The sequence below is a fragment of the Nonomuraea sp. NPDC050394 genome (assembly GCF_044459065.1).
Classification (GTDB): domain Bacteria; phylum Actinomycetota; class Actinomycetes; order Streptosporangiales; family Streptosporangiaceae; genus Nonomuraea.
Genome location: NZ_JBITIO010000004.1, coordinates 1 through 24,834, shown reverse-complemented (window position 1 = coordinate 24,834; position 24,834 = coordinate 1). Strand labels below are relative to the sequence as shown.

At 69.9% G+C, this 24,834-nt stretch carries 26 protein-coding genes and 1 pseudogene; 4 read left to right on the top strand and 23 right to left on the bottom strand.

All coding sequences use genetic code 11. From position 1 onward, the window contains the following. Nucleotides 1–53: 53 nt before the first annotated feature. The 11 genes from ACIBKY_RS17650 to ACIBKY_RS17600 all read right to left on the bottom strand — a co-directional run bounded on the left by ACIBKY_RS17650 (nucleotide 54) and on the right by ACIBKY_RS17600 (nucleotide 12,282). Nucleotides 54–1,370 (bottom strand): hypothetical protein, encoded by a 1,317-nt coding sequence (locus ACIBKY_RS17650; protein ID WP_397097713.1) that lies wholly within the window; start codon nucleotides 1,368–1,370, stop codon nucleotides 54–56. After that, the gene (locus ACIBKY_RS17645) at nucleotides 1,367–2,710 is read right to left on the bottom strand and encodes a hypothetical protein (RefSeq protein ID WP_397097712.1); all 1,344 of its coding nucleotides are present in this window, start codon (nucleotides 2,708–2,710) and stop codon (nucleotides 1,367–1,369) included. Before ACIBKY_RS17645 ends, ACIBKY_RS17650 begins: the two co-directional genes overlap by 4 nt. Further along, the gene (locus ACIBKY_RS17640; RefSeq protein ID WP_397097711.1) at nucleotides 2,703–3,974 is read right to left on the bottom strand and encodes an MFS transporter; all 1,272 of its coding nucleotides are present in this window, start codon (nucleotides 3,972–3,974) and stop codon (nucleotides 2,703–2,705) included. The genes ACIBKY_RS17645 and ACIBKY_RS17640 overlap by 8 nt, the downstream gene beginning before the upstream one ends. A 9-nt stretch (nucleotides 3,975–3,983) precedes the next feature. Beyond that, nucleotides 3,984–5,060 carry an N-acetylneuraminate synthase family protein gene (locus tag ACIBKY_RS17635; protein WP_397097710.1) on the bottom strand — a complete coding sequence of 359 codons (1,077 nt, stop codon included), beginning with the start codon at nucleotides 5,058–5,060 and terminating at the stop codon, nucleotides 3,984–3,986. Between the two features lie 353 nt (nucleotides 5,061–5,413). Then, complete coding sequence (locus ACIBKY_RS17630) at nucleotides 5,414–5,776, bottom strand: nuclear transport factor 2 family protein (RefSeq protein ID WP_397097709.1); 363 nt, start codon at nucleotides 5,774–5,776, stop codon at nucleotides 5,414–5,416. Nucleotides 5,777–5,908: 132 nt separating this feature from the next. Next, complete coding sequence (locus ACIBKY_RS17625) at nucleotides 5,909–6,211, bottom strand: putative quinol monooxygenase (protein ID WP_397097708.1); 303 nt, start codon at nucleotides 6,209–6,211, stop codon at nucleotides 5,909–5,911. Between the two features lie 64 nt (nucleotides 6,212–6,275). After that, nucleotides 6,276–7,820 carry a DHA2 family efflux MFS transporter permease subunit gene (locus ACIBKY_RS17620; protein ID WP_397097707.1) on the bottom strand — a complete coding sequence of 515 codons (1,545 nt, stop codon included), beginning with the start codon at nucleotides 7,818–7,820 and terminating at the stop codon, nucleotides 6,276–6,278. A gap of 571 nt (nucleotides 7,821–8,391) precedes the next feature. Then, entirely contained in the window at nucleotides 8,392–8,805 is a 414-nt protein-coding gene (locus ACIBKY_RS17615) for a fasciclin domain-containing protein (RefSeq protein ID WP_397097706.1), read from the bottom strand. 533 nt (nucleotides 8,806–9,338) lie between these two features. Further along, nucleotides 9,339–11,063, bottom strand: coding sequence for a hypothetical protein (locus ACIBKY_RS17610; protein ID WP_397097705.1), 1,725 nt, complete (start codon nucleotides 11,061–11,063; stop codon nucleotides 9,339–9,341). After that, a complete protein-coding gene (locus ACIBKY_RS17605) occupies nucleotides 11,060–11,662 on the bottom strand; it encodes a DUF4255 domain-containing protein (RefSeq protein WP_397097704.1) in 603 nt (200 codons plus the stop codon). Before ACIBKY_RS17605 ends, ACIBKY_RS17610 begins: the two co-directional genes overlap by 4 nt. Further along, nucleotides 11,659–12,282, bottom strand: a complete 624-nt coding sequence (locus ACIBKY_RS17600) for a LuxR C-terminal-related transcriptional regulator (protein ID WP_397097703.1) — start codon at nucleotides 12,280–12,282, stop codon at nucleotides 11,659–11,661. The genes ACIBKY_RS17605 and ACIBKY_RS17600 overlap by 4 nt, the downstream gene beginning before the upstream one ends. A 210-nt stretch (nucleotides 12,283–12,492) precedes the next feature. Between ACIBKY_RS17600 and ACIBKY_RS17595 the strand changes: the two genes are divergently transcribed. Both ACIBKY_RS17595 and ACIBKY_RS17590 read left to right on the top strand, forming a co-directional pair. Further along, a complete protein-coding gene (locus ACIBKY_RS17595) occupies nucleotides 12,493–12,909 on the top strand; it encodes a hypothetical protein (protein WP_397097702.1) in 417 nt (138 codons plus the stop codon). A 17-nt stretch (nucleotides 12,910–12,926) separates the two neighbouring features. Then, entirely contained in the window at nucleotides 12,927–13,193 is a 267-nt protein-coding gene (locus tag ACIBKY_RS17590) for a hypothetical protein (protein ID WP_397097701.1), read from the top strand. 50 nt (nucleotides 13,194–13,243) lie between these two features. On the opposite strand, the gene ACIBKY_RS17585 is transcribed toward ACIBKY_RS17590, so the two are convergent. The 12 genes from ACIBKY_RS17585 to ACIBKY_RS17530 all read right to left on the bottom strand — a co-directional run bounded on the left by ACIBKY_RS17585 (nucleotide 13,244) and on the right by ACIBKY_RS17530 (nucleotide 23,624). Continuing rightward, complete coding sequence (locus tag ACIBKY_RS17585) at nucleotides 13,244–13,780, bottom strand: phage tail protein I (protein WP_397097700.1); 537 nt, start codon at nucleotides 13,778–13,780, stop codon at nucleotides 13,244–13,246. Between the two features lie 3 nt (nucleotides 13,781–13,783). Continuing rightward, nucleotides 13,784–15,718 (bottom strand): putative baseplate assembly protein, encoded by a 1,935-nt coding sequence (locus ACIBKY_RS17580; RefSeq protein WP_397097699.1) that lies wholly within the window; start codon nucleotides 15,716–15,718, stop codon nucleotides 13,784–13,786. Further along, nucleotides 15,715–16,128 carry a GPW/gp25 family protein gene (locus tag ACIBKY_RS17575; RefSeq protein ID WP_397097698.1) on the bottom strand — a complete coding sequence of 138 codons (414 nt, stop codon included), beginning with the start codon at nucleotides 16,126–16,128 and terminating at the stop codon, nucleotides 15,715–15,717. The genes ACIBKY_RS17580 and ACIBKY_RS17575 overlap by 4 nt, the downstream gene beginning before the upstream one ends. Then, complete coding sequence (locus tag ACIBKY_RS17570; protein WP_379610807.1) at nucleotides 16,125–16,409, bottom strand: PAAR domain-containing protein; 285 nt, start codon at nucleotides 16,407–16,409, stop codon at nucleotides 16,125–16,127. Before ACIBKY_RS17570 ends, ACIBKY_RS17575 begins: the two co-directional genes overlap by 4 nt. After that, complete coding sequence (locus ACIBKY_RS17565) at nucleotides 16,409–18,049, bottom strand: VgrG-related protein (RefSeq protein ID WP_397097697.1); 1,641 nt, start codon at nucleotides 18,047–18,049, stop codon at nucleotides 16,409–16,411. The genes ACIBKY_RS17570 and ACIBKY_RS17565 overlap by 1 nt, the downstream gene beginning before the upstream one ends. Then, the gene (locus ACIBKY_RS17560) at nucleotides 18,039–18,794 is read right to left on the bottom strand and encodes a hypothetical protein (RefSeq protein ID WP_397097696.1); all 756 of its coding nucleotides are present in this window, start codon (nucleotides 18,792–18,794) and stop codon (nucleotides 18,039–18,041) included. The genes ACIBKY_RS17565 and ACIBKY_RS17560 overlap by 11 nt, the downstream gene beginning before the upstream one ends. 2 nt (nucleotides 18,795–18,796) lie before the next feature. After that, nucleotides 18,797–19,234, bottom strand: coding sequence for a phage tail protein (locus tag ACIBKY_RS17555; protein ID WP_379610810.1), 438 nt, complete (start codon nucleotides 19,232–19,234; stop codon nucleotides 18,797–18,799). A 10-nt stretch (nucleotides 19,235–19,244) separates the two neighbouring features. After that, on the bottom strand, nucleotides 19,245–19,580 hold the full coding sequence (locus ACIBKY_RS17550) for a hypothetical protein (RefSeq protein ID WP_397097695.1): 336 nt from the start codon (nucleotides 19,578–19,580) through the stop codon (nucleotides 19,245–19,247). Between the two features lie 1,490 nt (nucleotides 19,581–21,070). Continuing rightward, nucleotides 21,071–21,235 carry a DUF6760 family protein gene (locus ACIBKY_RS17545; protein ID WP_397097694.1) on the bottom strand — a complete coding sequence of 55 codons (165 nt, stop codon included), beginning with the start codon at nucleotides 21,233–21,235 and terminating at the stop codon, nucleotides 21,071–21,073. Further along, nucleotides 21,232–21,654: a hypothetical protein gene (locus ACIBKY_RS17540; protein WP_397097693.1), complete on the bottom strand. Its 423-nt coding sequence runs from the start codon at nucleotides 21,652–21,654 to the stop codon at nucleotides 21,232–21,234. Before ACIBKY_RS17540 ends, ACIBKY_RS17545 begins: the two co-directional genes overlap by 4 nt. Nucleotides 21,655–21,656: 2 nt before the next feature. Continuing rightward, on the bottom strand, nucleotides 21,657–22,100 hold the full coding sequence (locus ACIBKY_RS17535; RefSeq protein WP_397097692.1) for a phage tail protein: 444 nt from the start codon (nucleotides 22,098–22,100) through the stop codon (nucleotides 21,657–21,659). A gap of 15 nt (nucleotides 22,101–22,115) precedes the next feature. Further along, complete coding sequence (locus ACIBKY_RS17530; protein ID WP_397097691.1) at nucleotides 22,116–23,624, bottom strand: phage tail sheath family protein; 1,509 nt, start codon at nucleotides 23,622–23,624, stop codon at nucleotides 22,116–22,118. A 187-nt stretch (nucleotides 23,625–23,811) separates the two neighbouring features. On the opposite strand from ACIBKY_RS17530, the gene ACIBKY_RS17525 reads away from it, so the two are divergent. Continuing rightward, nucleotides 23,812–24,363 carry a hypothetical protein gene (locus tag ACIBKY_RS17525; protein WP_397097690.1) on the top strand — a complete coding sequence of 184 codons (552 nt, stop codon included), beginning with the start codon at nucleotides 23,812–23,814 and terminating at the stop codon, nucleotides 24,361–24,363. A gap of 262 nt (nucleotides 24,364–24,625) precedes the next feature. Next, nucleotides 24,626–24,834, top strand: a pseudogene (locus ACIBKY_RS17520) (hypothetical protein); the annotation flags it as partial.

Here is a 24,834-nt window from a genome sequence, read left to right as displayed (position 1 = left end):
TTGTTACACCCACACCACGAACCGCCCGGCCAAGAGGGGACACCCGGAGACGTTCAGTAGAGGAAGATGCCGGTGGTCCTGGTCGCCGGGGTGACGCCCATGCCGATGATCGGCGCCTCCGCGTGCGGCAGCGCCCTGATGTGCGAGCCCGCGTAGCCGTCCGGGGTGAGGAAGGCGTCCCAGGCCGCCGCCCACAGCTCCAGCTCGCCGGTGTCGGGGTTGATCACCGGTTCGGGGCGGGGCCGTACCCGGCGCTGGACCACCGCGCCGGTGGCGACCCCCTGCTCGACGGCGGCGCGCCAGGTGCCGGCGGGCACGTCCCAGCCCGCCACGATGCCGCTGCCGCCGAAGTCGGCCCACGGCTTGATGATCAGGTCGTCCTGCTGGTCCAGGCACTGCTCCGGCAGCTCGCCGGGGACCAGGCGCCTGGTCCAGGGGAGCACCCGGTCCACCAGCTCCAGTTCCTCCGCGGACAGGGTCGCGCGGCAGCGGGAATCGGACAGCAGCGCCAGGCAGCCCTTGTTGTTGTAGATCTCGCTGGCCAGCGTCGTGAACAGGACCGCCGCGCCGTCGGCGTGCGCCCGCAGCACCGGCTCCACCGCCTGCTCGCCGCCGGGCGCGGCCATGATCTCGCCGATGTTGAAGTAGCGCAGCACCAGGTCCACCCGCCGCCCGCCCAACGTCAGGGCGGAGCCGTCGTAGGCGGTCTGGCTCAGCTCGCCCAGCACCACCTCGATGCCGAGCCCGGTCAGCGCCTCGGTGAACGACTCGACCAGGTTCAGGTACGTCCCCAGCTCTCCGTCCGCCTCCACGAAGCCGACGACCGGATCGCGCGAGCCGGTGACCGGTGCCGCCGCCGCGCGCAGGGCCGCGGCCACGCGCTCCCCGGTGTGCACGAAGTCCAGCGCGTGCTCGACGGCGAACGAACGGAACGCCGGCACCTCCAGGAGCGCCGCGGAGATCTGGGCCCGGTCGGCGCCGCCGAGCGCGCTGCCGAAGTTGAACTCCAGCAGGCGGAAGGAGTCCCCGTCGTGGTAGAGGTCGGCTCTGCCGTACAGGGTGGGGCGTTCCGGGAACTTGGCCAGCAGCGCCGAGCTGCGCGCGTCGAAGCCGAGCGCGGCGCAGAAGGCGGCCACGTCGCCGGCGTGCAGGCGTTCGGGCAGCGAGACCAGCACGTCGAACAGCCGCGTCAGGTCGGCGGCGAAGCCCAGGATGCGCTCGCGCGCCATGAAGAACGGACGCGGCAGCAGCCGGTGCGCGCAGGAGGCGGCGAACTTCTCCGTCAGCCGGATGTCGCTCATCGCCTTGGCCAGTTCGCTGCGGCCCGCCTCGCAGCGCTCGATGTAGACCTCGGTCACGTGGTCGGTCATAACGGTGCTCCTTCGACCAGGAAGACCCCCGTGGACGGTCCTGCTCCCAGCCCCCTGACGATGCTGGCGCCCTCGGGCATCGCCCTGGCGTAGCAGCCGGAATAGCGCCCGCCGGGCATGACGAACGGCCCCAGCACGCCCACCCAGCGCGACACCTGGTTCGTCTCCGGGTCCATGACCTCGAACGGCTTCGGGCGTACCCGGCGCTGGACGATGGCGCCGGTGGTCCTGCCGTCGTCGAGCGCCTCGCGCCAGTCGCGTTCGCCGCTCTCCCAGCCGACGACGATGCCGGTGCTGCTGAAGTTCGCGCGCGGCTTGAGTATCAGCTCGTCGCGGTGCTCACGGCAGTAGTCCACGAGGTCGACCCGCTCGCCCTCGATCACCGAGTGGGACGTGCTGAGCGTGCGGGTCAGCGGCAGCACCCGGTCGACCAGCGCGATCTCCTCGGCCGTGAACGCCTCGCGCCACCGCTCGTCGGAGAGCATCGCCAGGCAGCCCTTGCTGTGGTAAAGCGCGCTGTCCAGCGTCGCCCACAGCACCAGCCGGCCCTCCGCGTGGAGGCGCTCGATGCGTTCGACCGCCACCATCGGGGCCTCGCCGGAGACGATCTCGTTCTCGGTGTAGTACCGGAGCACGAGGTCGATCCGGCGACCGCGCAGCCACAGGCGGTCGTCGCGCTCGGTGACCTGGCCTACCTCGCCGAGCAGCATCTCGATGCCCTGGCCCGCCATCGCCTCGCGCAGCGACTCCACCATCGGCAGGTACACCTCCAGCCCGCCGTCGCACTCCAGGAACGCCACCACGGGGTCGGCGCCGCCGGTGATCGGGGCCGCCGCCCTGCGCCACTCCTCGGCCAGCCGCCCGGCCGCGTTCACGTAGGACAGGCCGTGACGCTCGGCGAACTCACGGAACGCCGGTACGCGCATGAAGCCCGCCTCGACCGCCGATCGGTCGATGCCGCCCAGGGAGCTGCCGACGTTGAACTCCAGTGCCTTGTAGGAGTCGCCGTCGTGGTAGACGTCGGCCCTGCCGTACAGCAGAGGGGTGGCGCGGTAGCGGCGCAGGACGGCGTGCTTGGCCGGCTCCAGGCCCAGCTCCTTCAGGTAGGCGTCGAAGTCGCCGTCGAACAGCCGCGCGGGCAGCTGGAAGACCAGCTCGTAGAGGGCGTGCAGGTCGGCGGCGAGCGCGCGGGTGGGCTCGGCGTCCACGAACAGCGGGCGCGGCAGCGTGAGGTCGCCGCCGTGGGCGGCGAGGAAGGCCGGGCCGAACGGCGCGGCGTCCTTCGCCTCCAGCAGTGCCCGGTTGCCCGCGGACACCTCACCCAGGTAGCGCTCAGTCATCGGAGCGAACATCTGAACCTTCCTCTTCCGACGGAAGCTCGCGCATCCACCGCAGCGGCGAGAAGTAGACCGGCAGCCAGGCCACCGTCAGGCCGATGACCGACACCCACAGCGCGGCGCGCACCCCGGCGAACTGGCCGACCAGGCCGGCGACACCCGCGCCGAGGGCCAGGGAGCCGGTCATGAGGAAGCGCATGGTGGCGTTCATCCGGCCCAGCAGCCGGTCCGGGGTGATGCGCTGGCGGAAACTGACCAGGACCACGTTGTTCATGCCGATTCTCAGGGTGACCGCGAGCCAGCACACGTACGTGACCCACTGCCAGACCCCCGGCTGGACCAGCGGCACCAGCAGGCACAGGGGCGCGCCGGCCAGCCCGGCCAGCCACAGCGACGGACCGTAACCGATGCGGTCGGCCACCCGCCTGGCCATCGACGAGCCGATCAGGATGCCCACGCCGCCGAAGGTGAAGAAGATGCCGATGTCGCCGGCGTTCAGGTGGAGCAGGCGGGTGAACACCAGCGGGATCGAGATGATGCCCACCATGAGGAACAGGTTGGTGACCGCGCCCTGCAGCGCGATCGGCCGCAGGAGCCGATGGCGCAGCACGAACGAGACGCCCTCGCCCACCTCGCGCGCCAGGTGCCGATCCGCCCGGCGCTCCGGCGCCGGCTCCTTGACCCGGATGCCGAACAGGCACAGCGCCGACCACAGATAGGTCGTCGCGGTGACCGCGATCGCGATGGGCGCGGCGGCCAGCTGGACCAGGAAGCCGCCCAGGCTCGGTCCCGCCACGGTGGCGCCGGCGTCCCAGGACTGCAGGTAGGAGTTGGCCTGGACCAGGCGTTCCCTGCCGACGGCCGTCGGCAGGTAGCTCAGGCTGGCCACGTCGAAGAAGACCCGCCCCACCCCGGTGAGCAGCGCCACCGCGAACAACTGCCAGATCGTCAGGACGCCCATCAGCCAGGCGATCGGGATCGAGGCCATGAGCAGGGCCCGGCCCAGGTCGGCGACGACCATCACCCAGCGCCGCCGCGTACGGTCCAGCCACGCGCCCGCCGGAAGCCCGATCAGCAGGAACGCCATCGTGTCCAGCACGCCGATCACCGCGACCTGGCCGGGGGAGGCGTTCAGCGCCGAGATGGCGACCAGCGGCAGGGCGACGAAGGCGATCTCGACGCCGACCAGGCTGGCCGCCGCGGCCATGAACACCCGCCGGAAGGCCTGGTGCGAGAAGAGGGAGGGGACTTTTTCTGTCGTGGCCATTCCGTGGACCTATCCGTTGGCGGTGGTGGGGCCGGCGGCGAGCTGCTCCATCGCGAATGCCTCGTCCTCGCGCACCGCAACCGCCAGGCGCCTGCCCAGAAGCTGGTCCATCTGGTACGGCTTGAGCCCGTCACCGGGAGATTTGCAGGCGACGTCGCACTCGGTCAGCAGGTGCCCCTCCGGCAGGTCGTGGGCGGCGACCAGCTTCTTGCCCAGCTTGCGCACCGCCGCCAGCTCCTGCGCGGAGCAGGACTTCTCCGGGGAGCCCAGCATCTGCCGCGTCGTTTCCAGCGCGGCGGTCAGCGTGCCGAGCTGCGGCGGGGTCAGGGAGAAGTGGTGGTCGCTGCCGGGGCGGCTCTGGTCGAGCGTGAAGTGCTTCTCGATGACCCGCGCGCCCAGCGTGAAGGCGATCAGGCTCGCCTCGACGCCCAGGTCATGGCCGGAGAAGCCGACCACGACGTCCGGATAGTCCTCGCGGTAGCGGGTGATCACCGACAGGTTCAGGTCCGCGGGACCGGCGGGGTAGACGGCCGTGCACTGCAGCAGGGCCAGGTTCGGGTTGACCGGAAGGATGGTGTCGACGGCCCGCCGTACCTCGTCTCCGGTGCCGCCGCCCGTGCTGACGATCAGGGGTTTGCCGGTCTTGGCCGCGTAGCCGAGCAGCGGGGTGTTGGTGAGGTCGGCGGAGGCGATTTTGATGGCAGGAGGGTCGAACTCCATCAGGAAGTCGACGCTCGGGAAGTCGAAAGCGGTGGAGAAGAAGTCGATCCCCGCTTCCTTGGCCACCTGCGCGAGGTGCGTGTACTCCGTCCTGCCGAATTCCAGGGCCTCTCGGTGTTCTCCGTACGTGGGGCCGAAACTGTTCCGTCCTTCGTAGGGCTGCGCGTACATCGCCTTGGTGAACAATGTCTTGTTGTCGCGCTTCTGCAGCTTGGCGGCGCTCGCGCCCTTGACGGCGGCGCTCAGCACGAGTCGCTCCGCCTTTTCGAGGTCGCCTTCGTGATTGTGCCCGATCTCCGCGATGACGTATGCGCCGGAGCGGTCCGAGATCACCTTGTCGGCTACTGCCAGTTCCCGCGAACTCATCTTACCCCTTTTAAGGGAGTGCATTTTAATTTGCTTTGTCCCGCGACTTTCATAATGAACATGCGGCGGAATGCGGGCATCAGGGTCAAGAGATACATGACGGCTCATCGCACTGTCAACAGAGGCCATTTTCACGCGCGCGGCCTTAAAAGCCGGATAGGGATGTCCCTTTAAGCGGACGGCGGTGACGTGCGGAGGGCCGGCATCGGCCTTGTGGCACGGCGACCACCGGCGTTGCCCAAGACGGGGCCGCCGTGCCCGATCGGTAAGACCTATTGCCGGGCCCTGGGTTTTCGCGGCTTTAAAGCGGCGCTTCAACCAGGGGGACAGAATTTTTCACTATTTATTCGGTGCTAGCCCGAATAGACCGGCGCCAGGTCGACGAAGATGCGGTAGTCCGAGATCAGGCCGTCGTCGCGGGTGTGCCAGATCGACACGGCCGCGACGCTGACGTGCGTGCCGTCGAGCCGCCGGTAGGTCACCTCGGTCTCGGCGACAGTGTCGGCGCCGGCCTGCCACGTTCTGATGATCTTGTGGGTGAGGCCGGCGATGGTCGCGTAGAACCCCCGCAGCCCGTCGGTGACGGCCCCGTGCCCGACCATGGGCGCGGAGTTGCCGAACACCATCCTGACGTCGTCGGACAGTAACCGTACGAACGCGCCGGGTTCAAAGGTGTCGACCGCCTGGAAGACACGTCGTGCCTCATCATGGGACATGCCGAGCTCTCCTCATCTGGTACGGAACCGCCTACCCGCACACACCGCCTCGCCAAGCCATTGTCAAAATACTCACTACCGGCGTTCTGCCCGAGGTTTCCCGCGAGATATCGGGTGCTTTTCGCGACGGCCTCATGCGGGGTCTTCACCGGTCAAGGAGCGCACGCCGGCTATGTCGTACTCGGCCACCGATGCCGAGATCATCGCCGCGCTCTGGTCGTCGCCGGGACCGCTGCCCCGAAAGGCTTCAACGGCCGCCTGCGACTCCCAGCGCTCGAAGATGTTGATCCGGCCGGAATCGAGCAGGTCCGCGGAGATGGAGAAGTCGAGGCATCCCGCCGCCCCGCGAGCCTGCCGAACGACGTCCACGCAATCGGCGAGGTAGGAATCGCGCTGCCGGGGTTCGACGGTGATGTGCCCTGCGACGATGACCACGGGGTGCTCCAGTTCTTGCGTCTTCGTCCATGTCACCCATGTAGACGCCGCGAGCACGCAAAACTCATCGGTCGCGTTTCACCAGGAGCACGCAGAACGCCGTGGCCGCGAAGAGAACGGCGGCCGTGGCCAGCAGGGTGGTGTGCATGGCGCTGGTGAAGCTCGCGGTGAAGACCTCGTTGCCCAGGCGTCGGAAGAGGGCGGCTTCACCGGGGCTGAGGCCCGTGGGCGGGCCGGGCGGGCTGAAGCGCCGGGCGCCGTCGCCGATGGCGGTCATGAACTCGTCGCGCAGGTGCTCGGGCAGCCGGGCCGCCTGCCGTACGGCGTCATGCCGGAGTGTGGCGTTGAGGCGGGCGGTGAGCAGAGCGCCCAGGACGGCCAGGCCGACGACGCCGCCGATCTGGCGGATGGTGTTGGCGACGCCGGAGGCGGCACCGGCCAGCCGGGGACTCACGCCGTCCATCGTGACCTGCTGCAGAGGGGCGTAGGTGGCGCCGTTGCCGAGGCCGATGATCATCAGGCCGGGGAGCAGGCTCCAGGCGGTGCTGTGCGGGCCGGTGGTGACGGCAAGGACGAGCAGCCCGAGCGTGAGCGTGGCCAGCCCGGCGGGCAAGACGTGTCTGCCGCCGAACCGGTCGGACAGCCGCCCGCCGCAGGCGGACGCGAGAGCGGTCAGGTCGGCGCCGGGCAGCAGGGTCAGGCCGGTCTCCAGCGGGCTGTGGCCGCGGGCCGTCCGCAGGTAGAGGACCACGACGAGCGGGATGGCCATCATGCCTGCGTAGAAGAGGAAGCCGATCCCGTTGCCCACCGAGAAGCCTCGGGCGGCGAACAGGTCCATGGGGATGAACGGCTCGCCCTTCCTGCGGCTCTCCCAGATCACGAACACGACCAGCAGCACGACGCCGACGACGATGGCGGGGGCGATGGGCCCCCAGCCGTGGCGCTCGCCCTCGACCAGGCCGAAGACGATGCCGGTCAGTCCGCCGGTGGCCAGGGCCACGCCGATCGGGTCGAGTTCGTGGCTGCCGCCTGAGCGCATCGGCGGGGCGTAGACCAGGGTCAGGATGATCGTGATCACGCCGATCGGTATGTTGATGAAGAAGATCCAGCGCCAGCCGAGGTGGGCGAGGACGAAGCCGCCGACGATCGGCCCGGCGACCGGGGCCAGGCCCGCGATCGCGCCGAAGACGCCGAACGCGCGGCCGCGCAGCTCCGGTGGGAAGATCGTCAGGATCGCCGAGATGACCTGGGGGAACAGCAGAGCCGTGCCCACCGCCTGCAGTACCCGCGCGGCCAGCAGCCAGCCTCCGGAGCCGGCCAGGCCGCACAGGGCCGAGGCCACGGTGAAGAGCGTGGTGCCGATCAGGAACAGGCGCCGGTAGCCGAAGATGTCCCCGAGCCGTCCGGTGGTGATCAGCAGCACCGTGAAGACCAGCAGGTAGGCGTCGAGCACCCACAGCACCTGGTCGTACGAGGCGCCGATGTCGCTGATGAGCGTGGGAACGGCGATGTTGACGATGGTTCCGTCCATCAACGCCATGAAGAACCCGGCGCAGAAGACACCGAGCACCAGCCACGGTCGCCGCGTGGCCGATGGGACCTCTGTCATGCTGTTTGACCTCCATGAACACGGAAGAACCGGTCATGGCCACGCGGTGCTCGCTCGGGAGGGACGTTCGTCACGGTGGCGGGCCCGGGGCTCGCGACCGGTCGTGGATCTCTGCTCGGCGGCGGCGGGGAACGCCGCGAAGGGGAGAACGTGCAACCGGTCGAGCTAGGGGCGGGACACGGGTTCCCGTGCGCTCCGAAGCAAGGACGTCGGCCCGTTGACGGCACGCCAGACTGCCAGCACCATCGCAGAGATACTCTCTTCCAGGTGTGGAACGACTTCCACCTTTTCCGCGGCCATCGGGGCCCGAAGAAGCTGGTTGGCGAGGCGTGAGCCCGCGGTGAGAAGTCTCGCCTGGAAAGCTAGCAAGCCCCATGGCACCTCGCAACAGGGCCGGGTGTCACCGGGGCTGAGGCCCGTGGGTGGGCCGGGCGGGCTGAAGCGCCGGGCGCCGTCGCCGATGGCGGTCATGAACTCGTCGCGCAGGTGCTCGGGCAGCCGGGCCGCCTGCCGTACGGCGTCGTGATCGCCCCCCGGCGAGGCCACGCCGGCCGGTGACGGAGCGGAAGGCTTAGCTGGGCGGGTCCAGGACGGTGTCGATGAGGTAGACGGTCGCGTTGGCCGTCTGGATGTCCGGGCACGTCACCTCGGCCTCGCTGTTCAGCGTGATCGTGTCGCCGCTGGTCGTGGCGGTGATGGTGCCGGTCTGCCTCGTGGTGAGCTTGGCGTTGTCCAGGTCCGCCGGGGTCATGCGGCCCTGGACGACGTGGTAGCCGAGGAGGCTGATGAGCGCCTCGCGGTCGCCCAGCCATTTGTCGAGCCGCCCCTCGGGGAGCTTGTCGAACGCGTCGTTGACCGGTGCGAAGACGGTGATGTCGCGGGAGGTGTCGAAGGTGGCGGCGTAGGACGCCTGGTTGATGGCCGAGACGAAGGTCGACAGTTCCGGAATGCCGGACATGGCGGCGACCACTTGCTGTTCGGCCATCCATTTCCGGCTACCGGGCCCGGTGGCCGGGAGGATGTCGCAGCCCGCGGGCGCCACGTGGGGCCGGCTGGTACGGGGAGTGGGCTTGGGGGTCCATGGCGGGGGCACCGGCGAGCCGTCGGGTGGCGGGGCGGGTGAGCCGTCCGGCGGCGGGGCGGGGGAGTCGTCTGGTGAGGGGTCGGGCGGGTCATCAGGTATGGGTTCGGGCTGTTCGTCTGGTTCCGGGTAGGGCTCGATCTCCGGTGCCTCGTTGGGCTCGGCATCCGGAGTCGTGTCGGGTGCGGGGGAGGAGAGCACTGTCGAGGCAGCCGGTGGCGCGCCGGCCAAGGTCACACAAATCCCTGCAAAAACGGACGCTAGTCGCATTCTATGATTCATGGCCTTATACCCCCCGAAAACAGTCGTCAGCAGGAGGCTGTCACCCGGGCGGCGGCCGCGACCAGCGCACATCAGGCGGCCCCGAGGGCGGAGTTCACCGCCCTTCAGGACGCACGGACGTGCGTGCTCAGTTCTTCTGGACGATCAGGTGGTGGTCAGTTCTTCTTCTGGACGATCAGGTAGTCGAAGTCCGTGGGCAGGACGGTGATCCGATCGGAGAACCACTCCACCGAGAATTCGCCGTCACCCTGGCCGCCCACGCATACTCCCGACATGGCGACACCGGCCAGCCCCCGGTGCGCGGCGTCCGTGGTGAGCAGGATGATCCCGGAACCGTCCGCGAGAGGCGAACTGATGCGCACCGCCTCCCCGCTGTCGCTCACGGCGTCCGTCGAGTTCACCCCGGCCAGCGCGGGGTCGCCGGAGTCGATGACGACCCAGTTGAACCCGACCTCCACGGGCGTCGGCGACAGGTCGAGGGTGGCGACCGTGAAGGCGCCGTCGTTCTTGGCGTCCACCTTGAGACCCGTGATCGCTTGGTCCGCCGGCCCGGTCAGCTCCACGGTGAGCAGGATGACCGAGCCGCTCGTGGCCGCGGCCGCCGGCACGTCCAGGCTGGTCTCCCCCTCCGGGATCGACCCGGAACCCGCCTCGAACGGCATGCCGCCGATGGTCCCGCTGGACCGCTTCACGACGAGGTAGTCGAAGGCCATCCCTTCCACGCTCTCCCCGTCGATCGGCCGGACCGAGAAGGAGCCGCCATCGCGGCCGGTCACGCCGAGGGACCCGGTGGGCAGTTCCGCGCGGGTGCGCGGCTGACCGAGATTGGCCGCCTTCCCGCCGATCCTGGACAGGTCGGAGGTCACGAAGATCTTCGCCTGGTCGGACAGCCCGTTCACCGCGACCGACGCGTACCCGTCGGTGAGCGTGCCGATTCCGGCGGCGTACGGCTCCCGGGAAGTGAGCGCCGGCCTCGATTCCGGCTCCGGCCGCCACGCGTTGATCACGACGATCGCGGCGACGGCGATGAGGATCAGGCCAAGAATCACGACCAGGGTCTTCAATGCCCACAGCGGGATCAGCGGCAGCACCACCCGGGTGCCGTCGACCCGGAACGACTTCTCGCCGTCGTCCATGCTCGCCGTCACGGAGAAGGGAATCTCCGCCGGCTTGCCGGTGAAGGGAGGGCGCGCGGACACCCGCAGCGGCACCACGGTACGGCCGGCGTCGATCAGCAGATTGCTCACCGGCATCCGGAAGCCCAGGGCCTCCTCGTCGTCGGCGGCGCGCAGCCGGGCCCGGTGGGTCAGGTTGCCGCGGCTGTCGAAGGTGATCGAGTGGCGGGTCGCCCACCGGCCCCGTGAGATCCCGGGGGTCAGGTCGACTCTGAGGTCGTCGAAGCCGCCGACGTCGCAGGTGCCTTCCGCGATCGCGTAGACACCTCTGGTGACCAGGGAGCGGGCCAGCACGGTGAACTCCGTCGTACCCGCGGCGACGGAAGAGGACCGCGGCGGGTCGAAGACGATCGTGGAGGTGGCCGTGCCCGCGGGCGGGACCACGAGTTCGTCGGGCTCGACGGTCGCGAAGGCCGCCGCGTCCCCCTTGACGCTGACACTGACCCGCTCGACCCGGGTGCCCCTGTTGCGCACGGTCACGGTCGTGGACGCCTGCTCGCCGGGCGTGACGGGTACCGATCGTCCGGACAACGCGGCGAGCAGTTCCGCGTGCTGCTCGGGCGGGCGCGGCTCGGCGGGCTGCGGCAGGCGGTTGTCCTCCGGCTCGCCGCCGTGTTTGTCCCAGGCCAGGTACTCGCCGCACTGGACGCAGAACCGGGTGCGGTCCGGGTTGGCGTCGCCGCAGTTCGTGCAGATGATGCTCATCCCAGTCCTTCGGTGCCGTGGCGGTCTTCCGCGCGTACTCCGAGCGGCCCGCGTACCGGTGGCGCGACGGGGCCAGGCGTCTCCGGCCTGATCGGGGCGCTGATCACGACATTGACGAACGGCCGCGCCCCCGCGACCGAGGCGGCCACGAGAGCGCGGTCCTCCTGCGGCGGATGGGCCGCCACCAGCGTGACCGGGAGCGCGAGCTCGGCCAGTGAACCCGTCAGGTGGTCGGCCGGGATGGTGTCGTGGGTGAGAAGCACGCGCAGGATCGTGCCCAGGAGACGATGCTCCTCCTCCGGCTCCGGCGCGCGGACCGTCACCGCGTACGACAGGCTGACGTACCGGGGAGGGCGGTGCCTCGCGGTGACCGCGCCGTCGGCGTTGGTTTCGTTGATCATGCCCTGCCGGCGCTTGCCCAGGTCCTCGCGGATGTCATAGAGGCGCAGGTGCACAGTGGGGGCCTCGTCTCCGGCCGACGGCTCCGGGCCGGGCGCGCTGAGAAGAACCTCGGTCTTGGAGCGGGACAGCGCTCCCCGGCGGATCAGCTCGCGCAGCGCGTCGTCGGCTTCGCCGATCACACCGTCCCGCTCGCTCACAGCAGCCCGTTGCGCAGGGCGTAGGCGACCGCGTGCGCGCGGTTGCGGAGGTGGAGCCTGGTGGTGATGTCGTGCAGGACGGTCTTCACCGTGCGTTGCGAGTACGCCAGCTCGGCGGCGACCTCCGCGGTGTCATACCCCTCGGCGATGAGGCGCAGCACCTGAACCTCGCGCTCGGCCAGGCCGGAGAAGGTCAGCCCACGCGGGGTGAGCAGGTCGCCCTGAACCCGGCTGACCTGGGCGAGCAGCCTGCCGAGGAGATCGGGCGGCATGGTGCCCCCGCCGGTGGTGGCCGAGCGGATCACGGAGACGAGGCGTTCCGGGCTCGCCTCGGCCCGCCGTACGACGCCCGACACCCCGATCTCCACGATGGCGAGCAGCCCGGAGTCGTCCACGGACCCGGCGACGACCACCAGCCGGAGGTCACCATGGCAGCGCAGGGTGCGCAGGACGCCCAGCGTCTCCTGGCACACGGAGTCGGCGACCACCAGCGCGACGTGTGCGTTCTCCGGGCGTTCCGTCTCCAAGATCTCAACCTCGGGCCGCTGCCTGAGCTGGCTCAGCACCCCGGCACGGGAGATGGGGTCGTGGGCCCGCACGACCACCTGGATACGCTCCATCCGATCTCCATTCGGCGCCCGCTCGATCGGGCAAGGCGGATACCTACGAAAATCGCATATCCAGCATTCCGAAGGAGTCCGCATCGCTCTGGGCGTCGCCAGAGTTCGGCCAACAAACCTTTACCGCATGATCGTCTGGGCGTCTTTGGCGCATCGCGGGAGCGGATTCTATCGTCCATCTGACGCACACGAATTCGACGGGGGCAGAAAATGGCGACACTGAGCGTCGGAACCACCATGAACGTGTCGGTGCGATCCATCGCCGACACCACGTCCTCGGGCCTGGGCAGCTCGTTCAATGTCAGCAACGGCTTTCCCGTGTCGGGGAAGGCACTGGCCACGCCCGGTGTTCCGCTGACGGTTCAGATCTCCGCCGAGAACGACAGGGGAGACGGCAACACCTGCACGTTCGCGGTCTCCGATCCGGAGGGCAGCGGGCTCTTCTTCGGGGAGGCCTCCCTGACCTGGCAGGAAGGCGACAGCAGCGTCGGCTGGGTGGAGTTCAGCGGCTTCCCGGTGCGGGCCGACGGGGTCTCACCCGTGGGTGACTGCGACTACGCCATTTCCCTGGTTCACGACACCGGCTCAAGCGGCACGCGAGTCGGCATCCGCGTCTTCACCCTCTGACAGGCAAGGAAAAGAACATGACAGAACCGGACCTGGAGACCCTCCCCGATCTGGAACTCCCTCAGCAACTGCCGGAAGCGGGGGTGGACGTCACCGAACTTCCGGTATTCGACGTCTGCGTGCGTTTCAACGGGCGTTCGTGGCGCTCTCTCAGGGTCGCCGCGCCTTCGCCGGAGGACGTCGCGGCAATCATGGACAACTTCGTGGCCAACATCAACGCCATATTGGTGCAGCGGCGCTATCCACCGGGAATGTGCACGTGGACGCATAACGCCTGCCCGTGAAGTGGAAAGTGCCTCTTGAAACCTTCGAGAGGCACTTTCCCCGTTCAGGGTCAGCCCGGCGGGTTGAGTATGGTGATGCGGACGCTGACGTGCGCGGGCACGCCCAGTTCGAGCACGTCCTGGAGCCATTCGCGGTCGACGACCGTCTCGTCGGGCAGATGGATGGTGACCACGGCCTCGTCCGTGCCGGGCAGGTAGCCGCGCGGCCGGGTGGACCAGCCGACGCCGCCCGAGTCGGTGACCTGCGCGTCGATGCCGGTGAGGGTCTTCACCAGCCTGGTCAGCGCGTCCAGGGTGCCGCGACCCTGGTGCAGGGAGACGGCATCGGCCACGAGCGCGCGCCGCTGGTCCTCGGTCATCTGCTCGCCGAAGCCGATCGCGACCCAGCCCGCCAGCCACGGGAGCATGTCCGTGGGCGTGAGGGCGGGGTCGAGGTAGCTGTCCAGGCAGTCCAGCGTCGTGAGGACGGGGGCGAGCACCTCGTCCAGCGCCTTCGTCAGGTCCTGGGCCTTGCCTTCGGCGAAGATGGCCGGTAGCTGCTCGCCCATGGGATGGGCGCTCGCCAGGTGGCTGACCCCCTTGCGCATCGCTCAGTCCCCCACTCTGATCTGGTGGCGGTAGGAGAAGACAAGGGCGTCCGGCTCCAGGACGATGCGCTGGGTGGGCTCGCCGCGGTCCCCGGTGACCGGATCGGCCTCGAACAACTGGATGTCCTCGACGAGTTCGACGCCCGGGACCCGCTGGAGCACGGCGTGCACGTCCCCCGACTGCACCATGCGGCCGAACGGCCAGCCGGTGCCGAAGTGGCCACCGGTGATCGGGTTGAGGTAGGCGCCGAGGGCGGACACGGCCTGGGTGCGCACCGCCTCGCGCTCCGAGCCCGACCTGCCCTTCAGCCTGGCCACGACGGTGACGCCCTGGTAATAGGGCGGCTCGACGAGCACGCGGGCACCCAGGCAGCGCCGTTGGTCCAGGTACAGCCCGATCTTCCGGACCAGTTCCTTGGAGGGCTGGAGGTGCTCGAAGCTCATGTTCGTCGCCTCCACCCGTGGGACGACCAGCACCCTGACCCCTTGGTCCGACGCGGTCACGCACTTGATCCGCGCCGCTTCCGGTGCCGCCTCCCGCGCGAGTTCCTCGTAGTCCTCGGCGGTGACGGCGCGGTCCCTGATGCGCAGTTGCAACGGGCCCCGGGCGGCGGCGTTGGCCACCGACTCGCCGTCCACACCGCCGATGGCGGGCTCGCTGTTGACGACCGACTTCACGAACGGCACCGGCTCGCGCTGGACGACCAGCACCTCGCGCGCCACGTTGCCGCGGGACCCGCCGCCGGTCAGGTAGTGCGGCACCTGGATGAAGGCGCCCTTCTCCGGCACGTCGCCGTACCGGCGCAGCGAGCCGTCCTTCTGCCGCACCGCGGGCCCGAAGACGATCTGGCCGGCCGCCCGGTCCACCATGATGTGCCGGTCGGCGGGTTCCGAGTGGGCGAAGGAACTCACCTCGGTCCACTCCTGGGTGCCGCCACGCGCGTGCACCCGCACCACCATCCGCTCGCCGGCGAGTATGGGCGGGCGCTGGACGGTGAGCCGCTGCCCGGGAACTCCTTCCGCCATGCCGACGATCTCGTTCGACACGACGTCGGCGTGAAACGCCGCGACCGTCCCGCCGACGGTCCTCGCGCTCACCTCCATGACGCGCGGTGAGGCGGTGTACGACGGCCGGCCGTCCCTCGCCTCGACCACGCGGCACCGGAGCCAGCCCGCCCGCTGCTCGCCCACCACGGAGGCCGCGTGGCCGCCCGGCACGTGCACCTTCACCACGCCGTCCTGGGTGAGCCCGCCCGTGGTGTCATGGTCCACCGCGCAGGGCGCCCAGTCCTTGGCCTTCCCGTCCCAGTACTGCCATTCGAGAGGGGGATCGCGGGGATCGATTCCGGGCCCCGCGAGCGCGCAGGAGAACGTGAGGCTGACCACGCATCCGGGCACGGCGTTCGAGAGCCCGAAGTACACCGCGTCACCCTGGCGGGGCGCGCGGGAGAAGCAGTCCACACCCGTCCCTTCCGCGAGCGCGTCGCTCTGGTTCACCGGCGCGGATCCGACGGCTCCGGTGGCGAGCCGGGTGAGCGAGCACGGGACGATCAGCAGGTCGTCCTCCGTCGTGAAGACGATGGGCTCCTCCGCCTGCGCCACGTTGCTCTCGCTCGCCACCTGCGTGCCCTTGGGGACCGTGACCGGTTGTTTCCTGGACGCCGACAGCATGAACGTGAGGTCGCACCGCGCCGGTGCCGGCGGAAACCGCCGTACGCCGATGAGGTCCAGGTAGCGAAGGTAGTGCAGGTCGGTGACCCGATTCAGGCGGTAGAGCAGCTGGTCGACCATGAACGCGAACGCCTCGATGAGCGTGATGCCCGGATCGGAGACGTTGTGGTCCGTCCACTCAGGACAGCGCTCCTGGACGAGGCGCTTGGCCTCGTCCACGAGGTCCTGGAAGCTCCGGTCGTCGAGGTTGGGAGCCGGCAGGGTCATCGTGCTCCTTCGTGCGGCGGGATGACGTAGAAGGGAAAGACGAGGTTGCGCGGGTCGTTGTCGCCGCGAATCGTGTAGCGGATGTCGATGAGCAGGATCCCTTCGTCCGCGCGGCCGAAGCCCACCTGGACGTCGTGGAGGTCGACGCGGGGTTCCCAGCGTTCGATCGCCCGCCGTACCTCATAGGAGATGAGTCCTGCCGTGCCCGCGTTGGCGGGCGCGAACACCAGGTCATGGATCGCGCAGCCGAATTCGGGGCGCATCGGCCGCTCGCCGGGAGAGGTGGCGAGGATGAGGTGGATGCCCTCCGCGACCTCCCGCTCCGCCGCGACGAGCGCGATCGATCCGGTGCGGTCCACCGCTATGGGGAAGGCCCAGCCCGATCCGATGAAGTCTCTGCTCATGGTCATCCGCCGATCGTCACCGTCGGGCAGCCGACGAGGATCATGGCGCCGCATCCGGCACGGTCGCCCACGCGTACGGCGGGCAGCCCGCCGATGAGCACGCTCACGCTGCCGGGCCCGACGATGGGCGTCGGCGGATGCGGCGTGGTGGGGGAGGGGAACGAGCAGGCGTGCATCGCGGTGACCGTTGCCGCCGGCATCCCGCCGATGAGTACGGTCGGCACACCGGGCCCGGTGATGACGCCGGGATGATCCGTCGGGTCGCCCACCCGTGCCGCGAACCCCATCAGTTGATCCTCACCTGGGTGCCCCTGATCTCCACGTCGGCCAGGCCGCTCATGGTGACGCGGGCACCCTTGAGCTCCAATGGGCCGTTGCCCGCGTCGATGGAGACGCCGTTGGCCCCCTTGATCGCGACCATGCCGGTGAGCGCGTCCAGCCGTACGGTCAGCCGCTCGTCACCGGAGGCGAGCAGGACGCCGCTGCCGTCGGTGACCGAGTCGACGAGTTCCAGCCGGTGGCCGGCCCGGGAGACCAGGGCGCGGACGTTCACCTCTCCGCTGACGCGGTCGATCATCGAGGCGGACAGGCCAGGTGGCGCGTCCTGGCCGTTGTAGAGCCCGCCGAGCACGTACGGGTGGTCGAAGTCGCCGTTCTCGAAGCCGACCAGCACCTCGTCGCCGACCTCCGCGGGCAGCACCGCTCCGCGCTCGCTCCCCGCCCCGGCCGTGATCACCCTGGCCCAGCCACTGGTGTATCCGTCGGCCAGCCACGGCATGCTCAGCCGCAGCCTGCCCTGACCCGCCGGGTCGTGCACGTCGCTCACGATCGCGGGCACCAGTCCCGTGCCGCCGCCGGGTGCGGGGCCCTGAGGGGATCCCGCCGACACGGCGAAGGCGGTGGTGTAGCCGGTGACCTCGGAGAACACGTGCCGGGTCGTCGACAGCGCGTACTTTCCCTCGAAGGGCGCGCCGACGTTGGCCAGCGCCACTAGGGTGCCCGCCCGCAGCGCCGGATCCCCCCTGACCACACCCTCCAGTTCGGCCGCGCCACCGCCCAGCTCGGCGGCCAGCGCGCCGGCCGCCGCGGTCACTTCGGCCTGCGTGCGGTACGTGCTGTCGCCGGCCATCAACGACGGCGCCCCGAACCGCCTGCCCAGCGCGACCGGGTCGGCGCCGGGCACCTCCGCCTGGATCGCGCGGGGGGTGGCCACGGCGGCGACCTCCTGCTTGTTCTCGGAGTCCCAGCCCCGTACCTCGACCTCCGGCACCTGGCCGCCGGCCGTGACGGTGGCGCGGAGCGAGAGCAGGGCGCCGCCCGCCGCCACGGTGACCGCCGGCGCTCCGGCCGGCGGTCCGGGCCGCCGGAACGACAGCTTCCCGTCGGTGACGCGCACCCTGGCCCCGGTACGGCGGGCCAACCGGCGCAGGAACTCCCAGTCGCTGATCCCGTCCTGGTTGATCTGCGTATCGGGGCGGCCGCCGACACCCGGCAGCGGGTCGATCTCTCCCGGTTGCAGGCCCGCCCGCCGGGCCACCTTGCGCACGATGTCCGCCACCGTCATGTCCGGATATACGGCCACTCGTCGTCCGCGCATGAGCCGGTGCGCCTCGTCCATCCCCCGGACCTCGGCGAAGGCCCCGTCGGCCGCCAGGTCGAGGGCCACCGAGGTGACCTCACCGCTCATCAGGAGCCGGGGGCCGCCGGGATCGGAGGTCTGCACGCGCAGCCGTACCTTGGCGCCGATGGCGAAGCCGCCCTTGCTCAGCACCGCGTTGGCGTCGTCACGGAAGCGCAGCACGAACACGTCGGGAAGATGCTCACTGTCCTCGACATATCCCGACACGAGGCGCACCGCGACGTCCTCCGGCAGGGGACCGCCCTCGACGTCCACCACGAGGCCGCCGGTGAACAGCTCAGCGGCCACTGGTCAGCTCCTCGATCGTCGGGAGCAGCAGCCGCGTGCCGGGCCGCAGTCGCAGCGGGTCGTCGACGTCGTTGGCTTCGGCGACGGCCCGCCACAGGGCGGGGTCGCCGTACGCGCGGTAGGCCACCGCCGCCAGGGTCTCACCGGCCACCACCACGTGCACCTCGACCGCGCCCAGCGCGCCCGAGGTCGGATTCTGCTTCGACGGGACCCCGGCGACCTCCTCCATCGTCACCGAGCAGACCGCCCTGATCGGCAGGCCACCCGGGGTGAACAGGGTGAACCTCGCCGCCACGTCGCTCACGAACGCGGTGAACCCGTTCAGCAACCCCCACCGCAGCACCACCCACGGCGGGCACGACTGGGCGTTGGCCAGCGTCCTGTCCGTGGGAACCACGCACGTGAACAGCTTCTCCACCGCCTTGACGACCTTGTCGTCCATGGTGTCGCTCGCGTCGAAGAACATCTCCAGCGTCAGCTTGCACGGCTCCGGGCCCTGGAACTGGGGCACGCCGCTCTTCCGGGTGTTGCGCTGGGGGCTGCGCCGCCACCGCGCGGCCTTGGTGAACGACAGCTCGTTCGGGTTGAACTGGAAGCCGATGGTGTCGTAGCGGGTGCCCGGCTTGCCGAAGCCGCCGCTCGGCGGATGAAGGAGCTCCAGATAGGCCCGTTCCAGGCTGGGCGGCGGCCCCTGGGCGGCCATCCCGGACGGCGCGGAAGCCTCGAACGCGACAGGCGTGGACATGGTCAGCCTCCCCAGCCTGGTCCGAAGAACCCGTGATGGGCCAGCTCGACCGTCTCCATGGCGGCCCTGGGCGTCCCGGCGTCGAAGCGCGGCCCCGTCCACCTGACCGGAACGACGTCACGCAGCCCCCAGCTCGTGATCAGCTCGCCCGCGAGCGTGCGCGCCTCGATCGTCGCCGTCCTGCGCGCCACACCGTGCACCGTCCCCGCGAACCATCGGGTGACGTCCTTGCTGGCAGCGGTGACGGGCCGGGACAGCCGGACGTTGGAGAACCGCACCCGGGTCGGCAGCTGCCAGACATACCCATTGTTACCGCCCTCCTCACGCTCCTCCATCTCCACCTCGCAGCCGAGCCCGTCGCAGCTGTCGAACGTCCCCAGATCATGGCCGTCGATCTTGAGCACATAGCACACCGCGACCGCGATCTCCTCCTCCGCCATCTCCGCCCCCTCAGAACCGAGAGCCCATGAACAGCCCCCGCCGCTCCCGATCCAGCCGCGAATCGGCCCTCAACCTGCGTACCAGCAGCTCATAGACCGTCTCCACCAGCTCTTCCACCTTCATCGGCCCCTCTTCACCGCTCTCCGCCGGCCGCGCGCCCGGCTTCCCTGACCCCCGCACCGCCGACCGCTCCTCCCCGTCCCGCGCCTCCCGGGCCTCTCGTGCGGCGTGCGTCCCGCGCACCTCACCCCCAGATTCCTCGGGTACGGCCCGCGTCCCGCCCCAGGACTCCCACTCGGCCCGCGTCGCTGGAACGGCCCGCGCCTCCACGCCATGCGTGTGCACGGCAGGCGCCTCATGCCCCCGCACCCGTGCGCCCTCCGGGCCGGATGCGTGCCCGCCGCCCGTTGACACGCCGGACGGTGTCGCGGCCGGCTCCCTGTGTCCTGGCTCGTGCCTGGGGTGCCGGCCGTTCGCCGGATGCTCTGGCGGGGATGGTGTCCGCCGTACGTCGCCGTCCCTTCCGGGGCTGGCCCCACGCAAGATCCTGGGATCCGCGGAGAGGCCCGGCGCGAAGGAACCCAGAGCGGCAGGCCCCGGTGGCGGGCCGGACGTGCCGGAGTCCCGGCGCGGGGTGGCACGCTCGCCGGGGGATTCGGGAGTGGTCCCCAGCTCCGGCGTTCGTCGCCCGCCGGAGGTCGTGGCCTGTTCCGGGGCAGGTGGGAGGGGCTGGGAGATGAGTGGTCCGCCTAGACCCAGCGGACGAGCCGGAGGGGCATGGCCTGCGGGTCGCGGCATGACCGGGGGGCGAAGTCCGCCATCGGGGGTGCTCAGAGCGGGGTCGGCCCATGGGGTTGCGGGCGCGTCGCTGCCTGGTGTGGTGGGTTCGGCGGGCGCACTGGGGATGGGCTCGCGGGTGGTGGGTTCGGCGGGCGCATCGGTGGCGGGTCTTGAGGTGTGGTGCTGCGTTGGAGGTGGCTCGCCTTCGGGGGTGACGGGCGGCGTCTGCCGTACGGGATCAGCGGGTTGTGACGTGGCACGCCCGGGCCGCGGCGCGAGCGGAGGCTGCGGCGTGAGCGGGGGGTGCGGCGTGAGCGGGGGCCGCGGGGTGAGCGGGGTGGGTTTGGGACGCGGACCCACGGCCGGTGCCGGGTGAGAGGCCGGGGGCACCGGCTCCACGGAACGCGTCAGCGGGAAGGTTGGGGCGGGCGGCACATCCGCGGGCGGTCCGGGGGCGAGCACGGGCGGGATGGACGCGGGATCGCCGGGGGGTGCGGCGGGCCGCGCATCGGGCTCGGGTGAGGCAGGCAGGGGAGCGGACCCGGGGGAGTGGGTGCAAGGCGTGGGGGTGGGGTGTGCGGTGAGCGGGGACTCGTCGTCCGGCAGGGCGGGGTGTGCGCTGGGCGAGGGGTCGGTGGGCGGTTGGGCGGGGCGTGGGCCGGGCGTGGGGTCGGTGGGCAGTGGGGTGGGGTGTGTGCTGGACGTGGGGTCGGTGGGCAGTGGGCCGGGCGTGGGGTCGGTGGGTGTTGGGGTGGGGTGTGGGCTGGGGGCAGGCGCCGTGGGCGTCGTGGGCAGCGGGGTGTGGTGGCCATGGAACGGGATCGGTGTGGCCAGGTTGTGGACGAGGCCGGAGGGGGCTTCGGCGGACTGCTCGTGGGTGAGGAAGGTCAGGAAGGACGGGTTGCGCCAGGACGCCAGCGACGCCGCGAAGCGGGCGGGGTCGAGCAGCACGGGGTGTGGGGGGAGGGAAAGGGCGATGGGGGGCAGGGCCTGCCAGGCAGCGCGTGAGGGGGGCGCTGACGGCCGCGGGCGGCGGGAGAGGCGCCAGGGCCATCTCATCGAGGGGTGCCCTGCGAAGCGCGGACGTCCAGGGCGGCGATCTGGGCCACGAAGCGTTCGCGGTCGGCGTGCTCCAGGTCCAGGATGTCGTCGAGCGGCCAGTGGAAGTGGTACGCGACGTAGGCGATCTCCCCATAGAGACGGTCCGGCGCGTGGGTCACGATTCCCCCAGGCGGCTGCCCGAGAGGTCGACGGTGAACCCGTGCCCGCAGGCGGGGCAGCCCACGTCCGCGCGCGCGTGCCCCTCGCTGTTGACCCTGCGGTAGAGGTCCTGGAGGAAGGCGAGGTCGGCGGCGAAGAGGTTCTCGATGATCCCGGGGTGGACGTCGGCGATGCCGCCCAGGCGGGTGACCACCCGCCCGAGGAGCACGACCGTGAGGTAGGCGGCGTTCTCCCGCACCCGGTCGTCGCGCAGGGGGATGAGCTCGTCGCGGGCGGTGGCCAGGCGCATGACCCCGTCGCGGTGGAGGGTGCCGGAGGCGTCGAGGTATCCGCGGGGCAGCCGGAAGGGGAATTCGGTGCGCAGGGGCGCCTCTCCGGCGGGCGGCGCGGGGTCGGCGACCGCCGTCGATCGCCACATGCTCACTCCACCTCCATCTGCTCGTACGTGACGACCAGGGTCTCGGTGAGCACGTTGGTGTCGCCCGCCTTCATGGCGCTGATCTCCAGGCTCTTCGGCCAGGCGTTGACCAGCTTGTAGCGCTTGATGGGGTTGTTCTCGTAGTCGTAGACGATGATCGCGCCGCCTTTTCTGGCGTTGGACATCCGGCCGAACTGCGCCTCCTTGGCCCATTTCTCGAAGCTGTTGTCGGCGGTCAGGCCGCGTACCAGCGTCACCTCGCCGGCTCTGACGCGGCCGGGCAGCTTCTTGACGATGTACTTGCCGTCGGCGGTGTTCTGGCGCAGCTCGATGACGTCCTGCTCCATCTTGAGCCCGGCCACCTCGCTGATCTGTTTGATGACGATGCCGTCCACCTCCAGGCCGAAGGAGTGGGCGACCGCGGTGTCGAGGTCGGGAAGTGCCATCTGCGATCTCCTGTGCTATTCGCTGACGAGGCTGGTACCGCTCGCCATCTGGGCCAGCCTGAAGACGACGAACTCGGCCGGTTTCACCGGTGCGACACCGATCTCACAGACGACCATGCCTTCGCTGATGCTCTCTGCCGGATTGGTCTCACGATCGCACTTGACGTAGAAGGCCTCGTCCGGGGTGAGCCCGAACAGCGCGCCCCTGCGCCACTCCATGACGAGGAAGGCGGCGATGGTACGCCGGATCCTGGCCCACAGGGCGTCGTCGTTGGGTTCGAAGACCACCCACTGGGTGCCGTTCAGAATCGACTCCCGCAGGTAGTTGAACAGGCGCCGGATGTTCAGGTACTGCCACTGCGTGTCGGTGACGGCAAGGGTGCGTGCTCCCCACACCCGGATCCCCCGGCCGGGCATGACCCGGATGCAATTGACGCGGAGGTCGATCTGGTTCTGCTCCGCCTGGGTGAGCTGCGACTCCAGGGCGATCGCGCCATGGATCACCTCGTTGGCCGGCGCCTTGTGCACCCCGCGGGTGGCGTCGCTACGCGCCCAGACTCCCGCGACGTGACCACTTGGCGGGATGAGCCTCTCCCCCTTGATCTCCGGATCGAAGACCTTGATCCACGGGTGGTAGAGGGTGGCCCACATGCTGTCCAGGCCGAGGTCCATCTGCCATTCCTGCAGCTTTTGCGCTGACAGCCCCGGCGGCGCGTCGAGGATCGCCATGCGGTCCTTCATCGTGTCGCAGTGGGAGTTGAGCTCGTTCTGCACGGCCTTCACGCCGTTGACATCGATGGCGCCGCGCTCGAACGCGCCCATCAGGTCGGGTATCGCGATCATCGTCACCGCGTCGACCGCGGCGAGCCCGCTGAGGCCGCTGCGCTGCTCCTCGTTCCCGATGTACATGTCCGGGCTCACCTTGGCGGGCAGCACCGGAGGCGCGGGCGCCGCCTTCAACACGACCGCCTGCGGCTCCAGCTTCGCCAGCTCCGCCTCGGCTTCCTCGACCTTGATCAGCTTCGACTGCCGGACGGCCGTCGCCAGGGTGCCCTTACCGGACTTGGGCGGGAACTCGAAGGTCTCCTCGACCTTGCCCTGCTTGACCTTGATCGTGAATCTTTCCTCTGATGCCTGCTCACCTTCGGTCTGCGGGAGCTTGGACACCTCTACGCGGATGTCCTCGCTCTCCCCCTTGGGCAGTTCCTTGGCCACGAGGCGGGAGGAGCCGAGCATCGCCTGTGGTGTGGGGGCCGCGGCGCCGTCTCCGCCGATGCGGACCACGTAGCAGGCGCTGCCGCCGTTGAGGAAGAACCCGTAGACGGCGTGCGCGAGCAGGGCGCCCGCGAAGGACTCGCCGAACAGGCCCGTGTACTGGGTCCAGCTCGTCACCAGGGTCGGCTCGCTCGGTCCCATGCTCGCGAAGCCGACGAACGCGGCGACAGCCGTACCCACGCCCTCGATCGGCCGGGAACCGGAGTCGACTGTTTCGATGTAGACGCCCGGCGACTGATAATCAGGCATCGCTCCTCCTCGGCAATTGGGCTACGTCGAGTTCTCCCCACTGCGTCGCCGCGGGGGCAGCATCATCGGGCGTTCATCGAGGCGGAGAGCGCCGGCCTGCCGGACCGGCCTTTCGGGCACACATCGTGCGGGAGCCATGGACCGCGCCGTCCACAACATCTTCAAGATTCCGCGCGTCTGAGTGACTATGAACTCATCTACCGAGCACATCGGCCGCCGGTTCGGAGCATGGGCGAGCGCCGCCGCCCTGACGATGGTCCTGGGCGGGGGCGTCGCCAACGCCGCCACCGCGGACGGCGTGACGGCACAGGCCGCCACCCGGGTCGACTGGGCGTCCGTGGTGGAGCCGATGCTGAACTGTCCCAAGCCGAGGCCGAAAGCCGCCTGGTACGTCGTGCGCGCCCGCGTCGCGGCCGTGGGCGACCTCACGCGTGACGGACGCCGTGAGACCGTCGTCGTCTCGTCGTGCCCGAGCCCGACGTCGAGCAACCCCTTGATCGCCTTTGTGTACGACGGGGTCTCCAAACCCTCGGCCCCCCGCCTGCTCGGCCGGCTCGGCAAGAACCGCTACTTCACGTCCATGAAGGTCTCGATCCGCGGCGGCCTCGCGCACCTGCGCGGCAAGGTGGTCAGCGACCGAGCTCCCAGATGCTGTCCGGATCTGATCGTCAGCCAGACCCACAGATGGGACGGCACGACATTCCGCCGGACGGCGGAGAAGACGACGCGCATCTCCTGAGCCCGCGAAGTTCCCACGTCTCAGGGACGACGGCGGCATCGGTGTCTCGCTCACCGGTGCCGCCGTCGTCCTTGTCCGGGGGTGGCGGTCATGGCCCGCGCCACGTGGTCGGGCACGCTCATGAGGACCTCGCTCAGCGTCCGCAATACGGAAAATATCTACCGCTATGCGGAATATATGCGGGTTTCCAGGAGTGCAAAAGCCTTGACGTGGATTGTGAGCCGGGTCATACTCTCGCAAAGCGGAAACAAGTTTCCACATCATGGAAAACCCGCCAGTCGACCGCTGGAGTCCCCGCATGTCGGTGCAAGTCATCACGATTATCGTGCTCGCCGCAGTATTCCTCGTCGCCACCGTGTTGCCCGTCCATATGGGTGCCCTGGCCTTCGTCGCCGCCTTCATGGTCGGCGCCTTCGTGCTCGGCGAAGGCAAGGACGACATCGTCGCGGGCTTCCCCGGCGACCTGTTCGT

Bases quoted from the DNA above. Each gene is read 5' to 3' on its own strand.
- ACIBKY_RS17620 (WP_397097707.1), bottom strand. From the start codon at position 7,820: ATGACAGAGGTCCCATCGGCCACGCGGCGACCGTGGCTGGTGCTCGGT.
- ACIBKY_RS17570 (WP_379610807.1), bottom strand. From the start codon at position 16,409: ATGGGGTTCGCGGCACGGGTGGGCGACCCGACGGATCATCCCGGCGTC.
- ACIBKY_RS17640 (WP_397097711.1), bottom strand. From the start codon at position 3,974: ATGGCCACGACAGAAAAAGTCCCCTCCCTCTTCTCGCACCAGGCCTTC.
- ACIBKY_RS17525 (WP_397097690.1), top strand. From the start codon at position 23,812: ATGAACTCATCTACCGAGCACATCGGCCGCCGGTTCGGAGCATGGGCG.
- ACIBKY_RS17585 (WP_397097700.1), bottom strand. From the start codon at position 13,780: ATGCGCAAGGGGGTCAGCCACCTGGCGAGCGCCCATCCCATGGGCGAG.
- ACIBKY_RS17580 (WP_397097699.1), bottom strand. From the start codon at position 15,718: ATGACCCTGCCGGCTCCCAACCTCGACGACCGGAGCTTCCAGGACCTC.
- ACIBKY_RS17650 (WP_397097713.1), bottom strand. From the start codon at position 1,370: ATGACCGACCACGTGACCGAGGTCTACATCGAGCGCTGCGAGGCGGGC.
- ACIBKY_RS17590 (WP_397097701.1), top strand. From the start codon at position 12,927: ATGACAGAACCGGACCTGGAGACCCTCCCCGATCTGGAACTCCCTCAG.
- ACIBKY_RS17600 (WP_397097703.1), bottom strand. From the start codon at position 12,282: ATGGAGCGTATCCAGGTGGTCGTGCGGGCCCACGACCCCATCTCCCGT.
- ACIBKY_RS17535 (WP_397097692.1), bottom strand. From the start codon at position 22,100: ATGGCACTTCCCGACCTCGACACCGCGGTCGCCCACTCCTTCGGCCTG.
- ACIBKY_RS17645 (WP_397097712.1), bottom strand. From the start codon at position 2,710: ATGACTGAGCGCTACCTGGGTGAGGTGTCCGCGGGCAACCGGGCACTG.
- ACIBKY_RS17530 (WP_397097691.1), bottom strand. From the start codon at position 23,624: ATGCCTGATTATCAGTCGCCGGGCGTCTACATCGAAACAGTCGACTCC.
- ACIBKY_RS17635 (WP_397097710.1), bottom strand. From the start codon at position 5,060: ATGAGTTCGCGGGAACTGGCAGTAGCCGACAAGGTGATCTCGGACCGC.
- ACIBKY_RS17560 (WP_397097696.1), bottom strand. From the start codon at position 18,794: ATGTCCACGCCTGTCGCGTTCGAGGCTTCCGCGCCGTCCGGGATGGCC.
- ACIBKY_RS17630 (WP_397097709.1), bottom strand. From the start codon at position 5,776: ATGTCCCATGATGAGGCACGACGTGTCTTCCAGGCGGTCGACACCTTT.
- ACIBKY_RS17610 (WP_397097705.1), bottom strand. From the start codon at position 11,063: ATGAGCATCATCTGCACGAACTGCGGCGACGCCAACCCGGACCGCACC.
- ACIBKY_RS17575 (WP_397097698.1), bottom strand. From the start codon at position 16,128: ATGACCATGAGCAGAGACTTCATCGGATCGGGCTGGGCCTTCCCCATA.
- ACIBKY_RS17540 (WP_397097693.1), bottom strand. From the start codon at position 21,654: ATGTGGCGATCGACGGCGGTCGCCGACCCCGCGCCGCCCGCCGGAGAG.
- ACIBKY_RS17595 (WP_397097702.1), top strand. From the start codon at position 12,493: ATGGCGACACTGAGCGTCGGAACCACCATGAACGTGTCGGTGCGATCC.
- ACIBKY_RS17555 (WP_379610810.1), bottom strand. From the start codon at position 19,234: ATGGCGGAGGAGGAGATCGCGGTCGCGGTGTGCTATGTGCTCAAGATC.
- ACIBKY_RS17615 (WP_397097706.1), bottom strand. From the start codon at position 8,805: ATGGCCGAACAGCAAGTGGTCGCCGCCATGTCCGGCATTCCGGAACTG.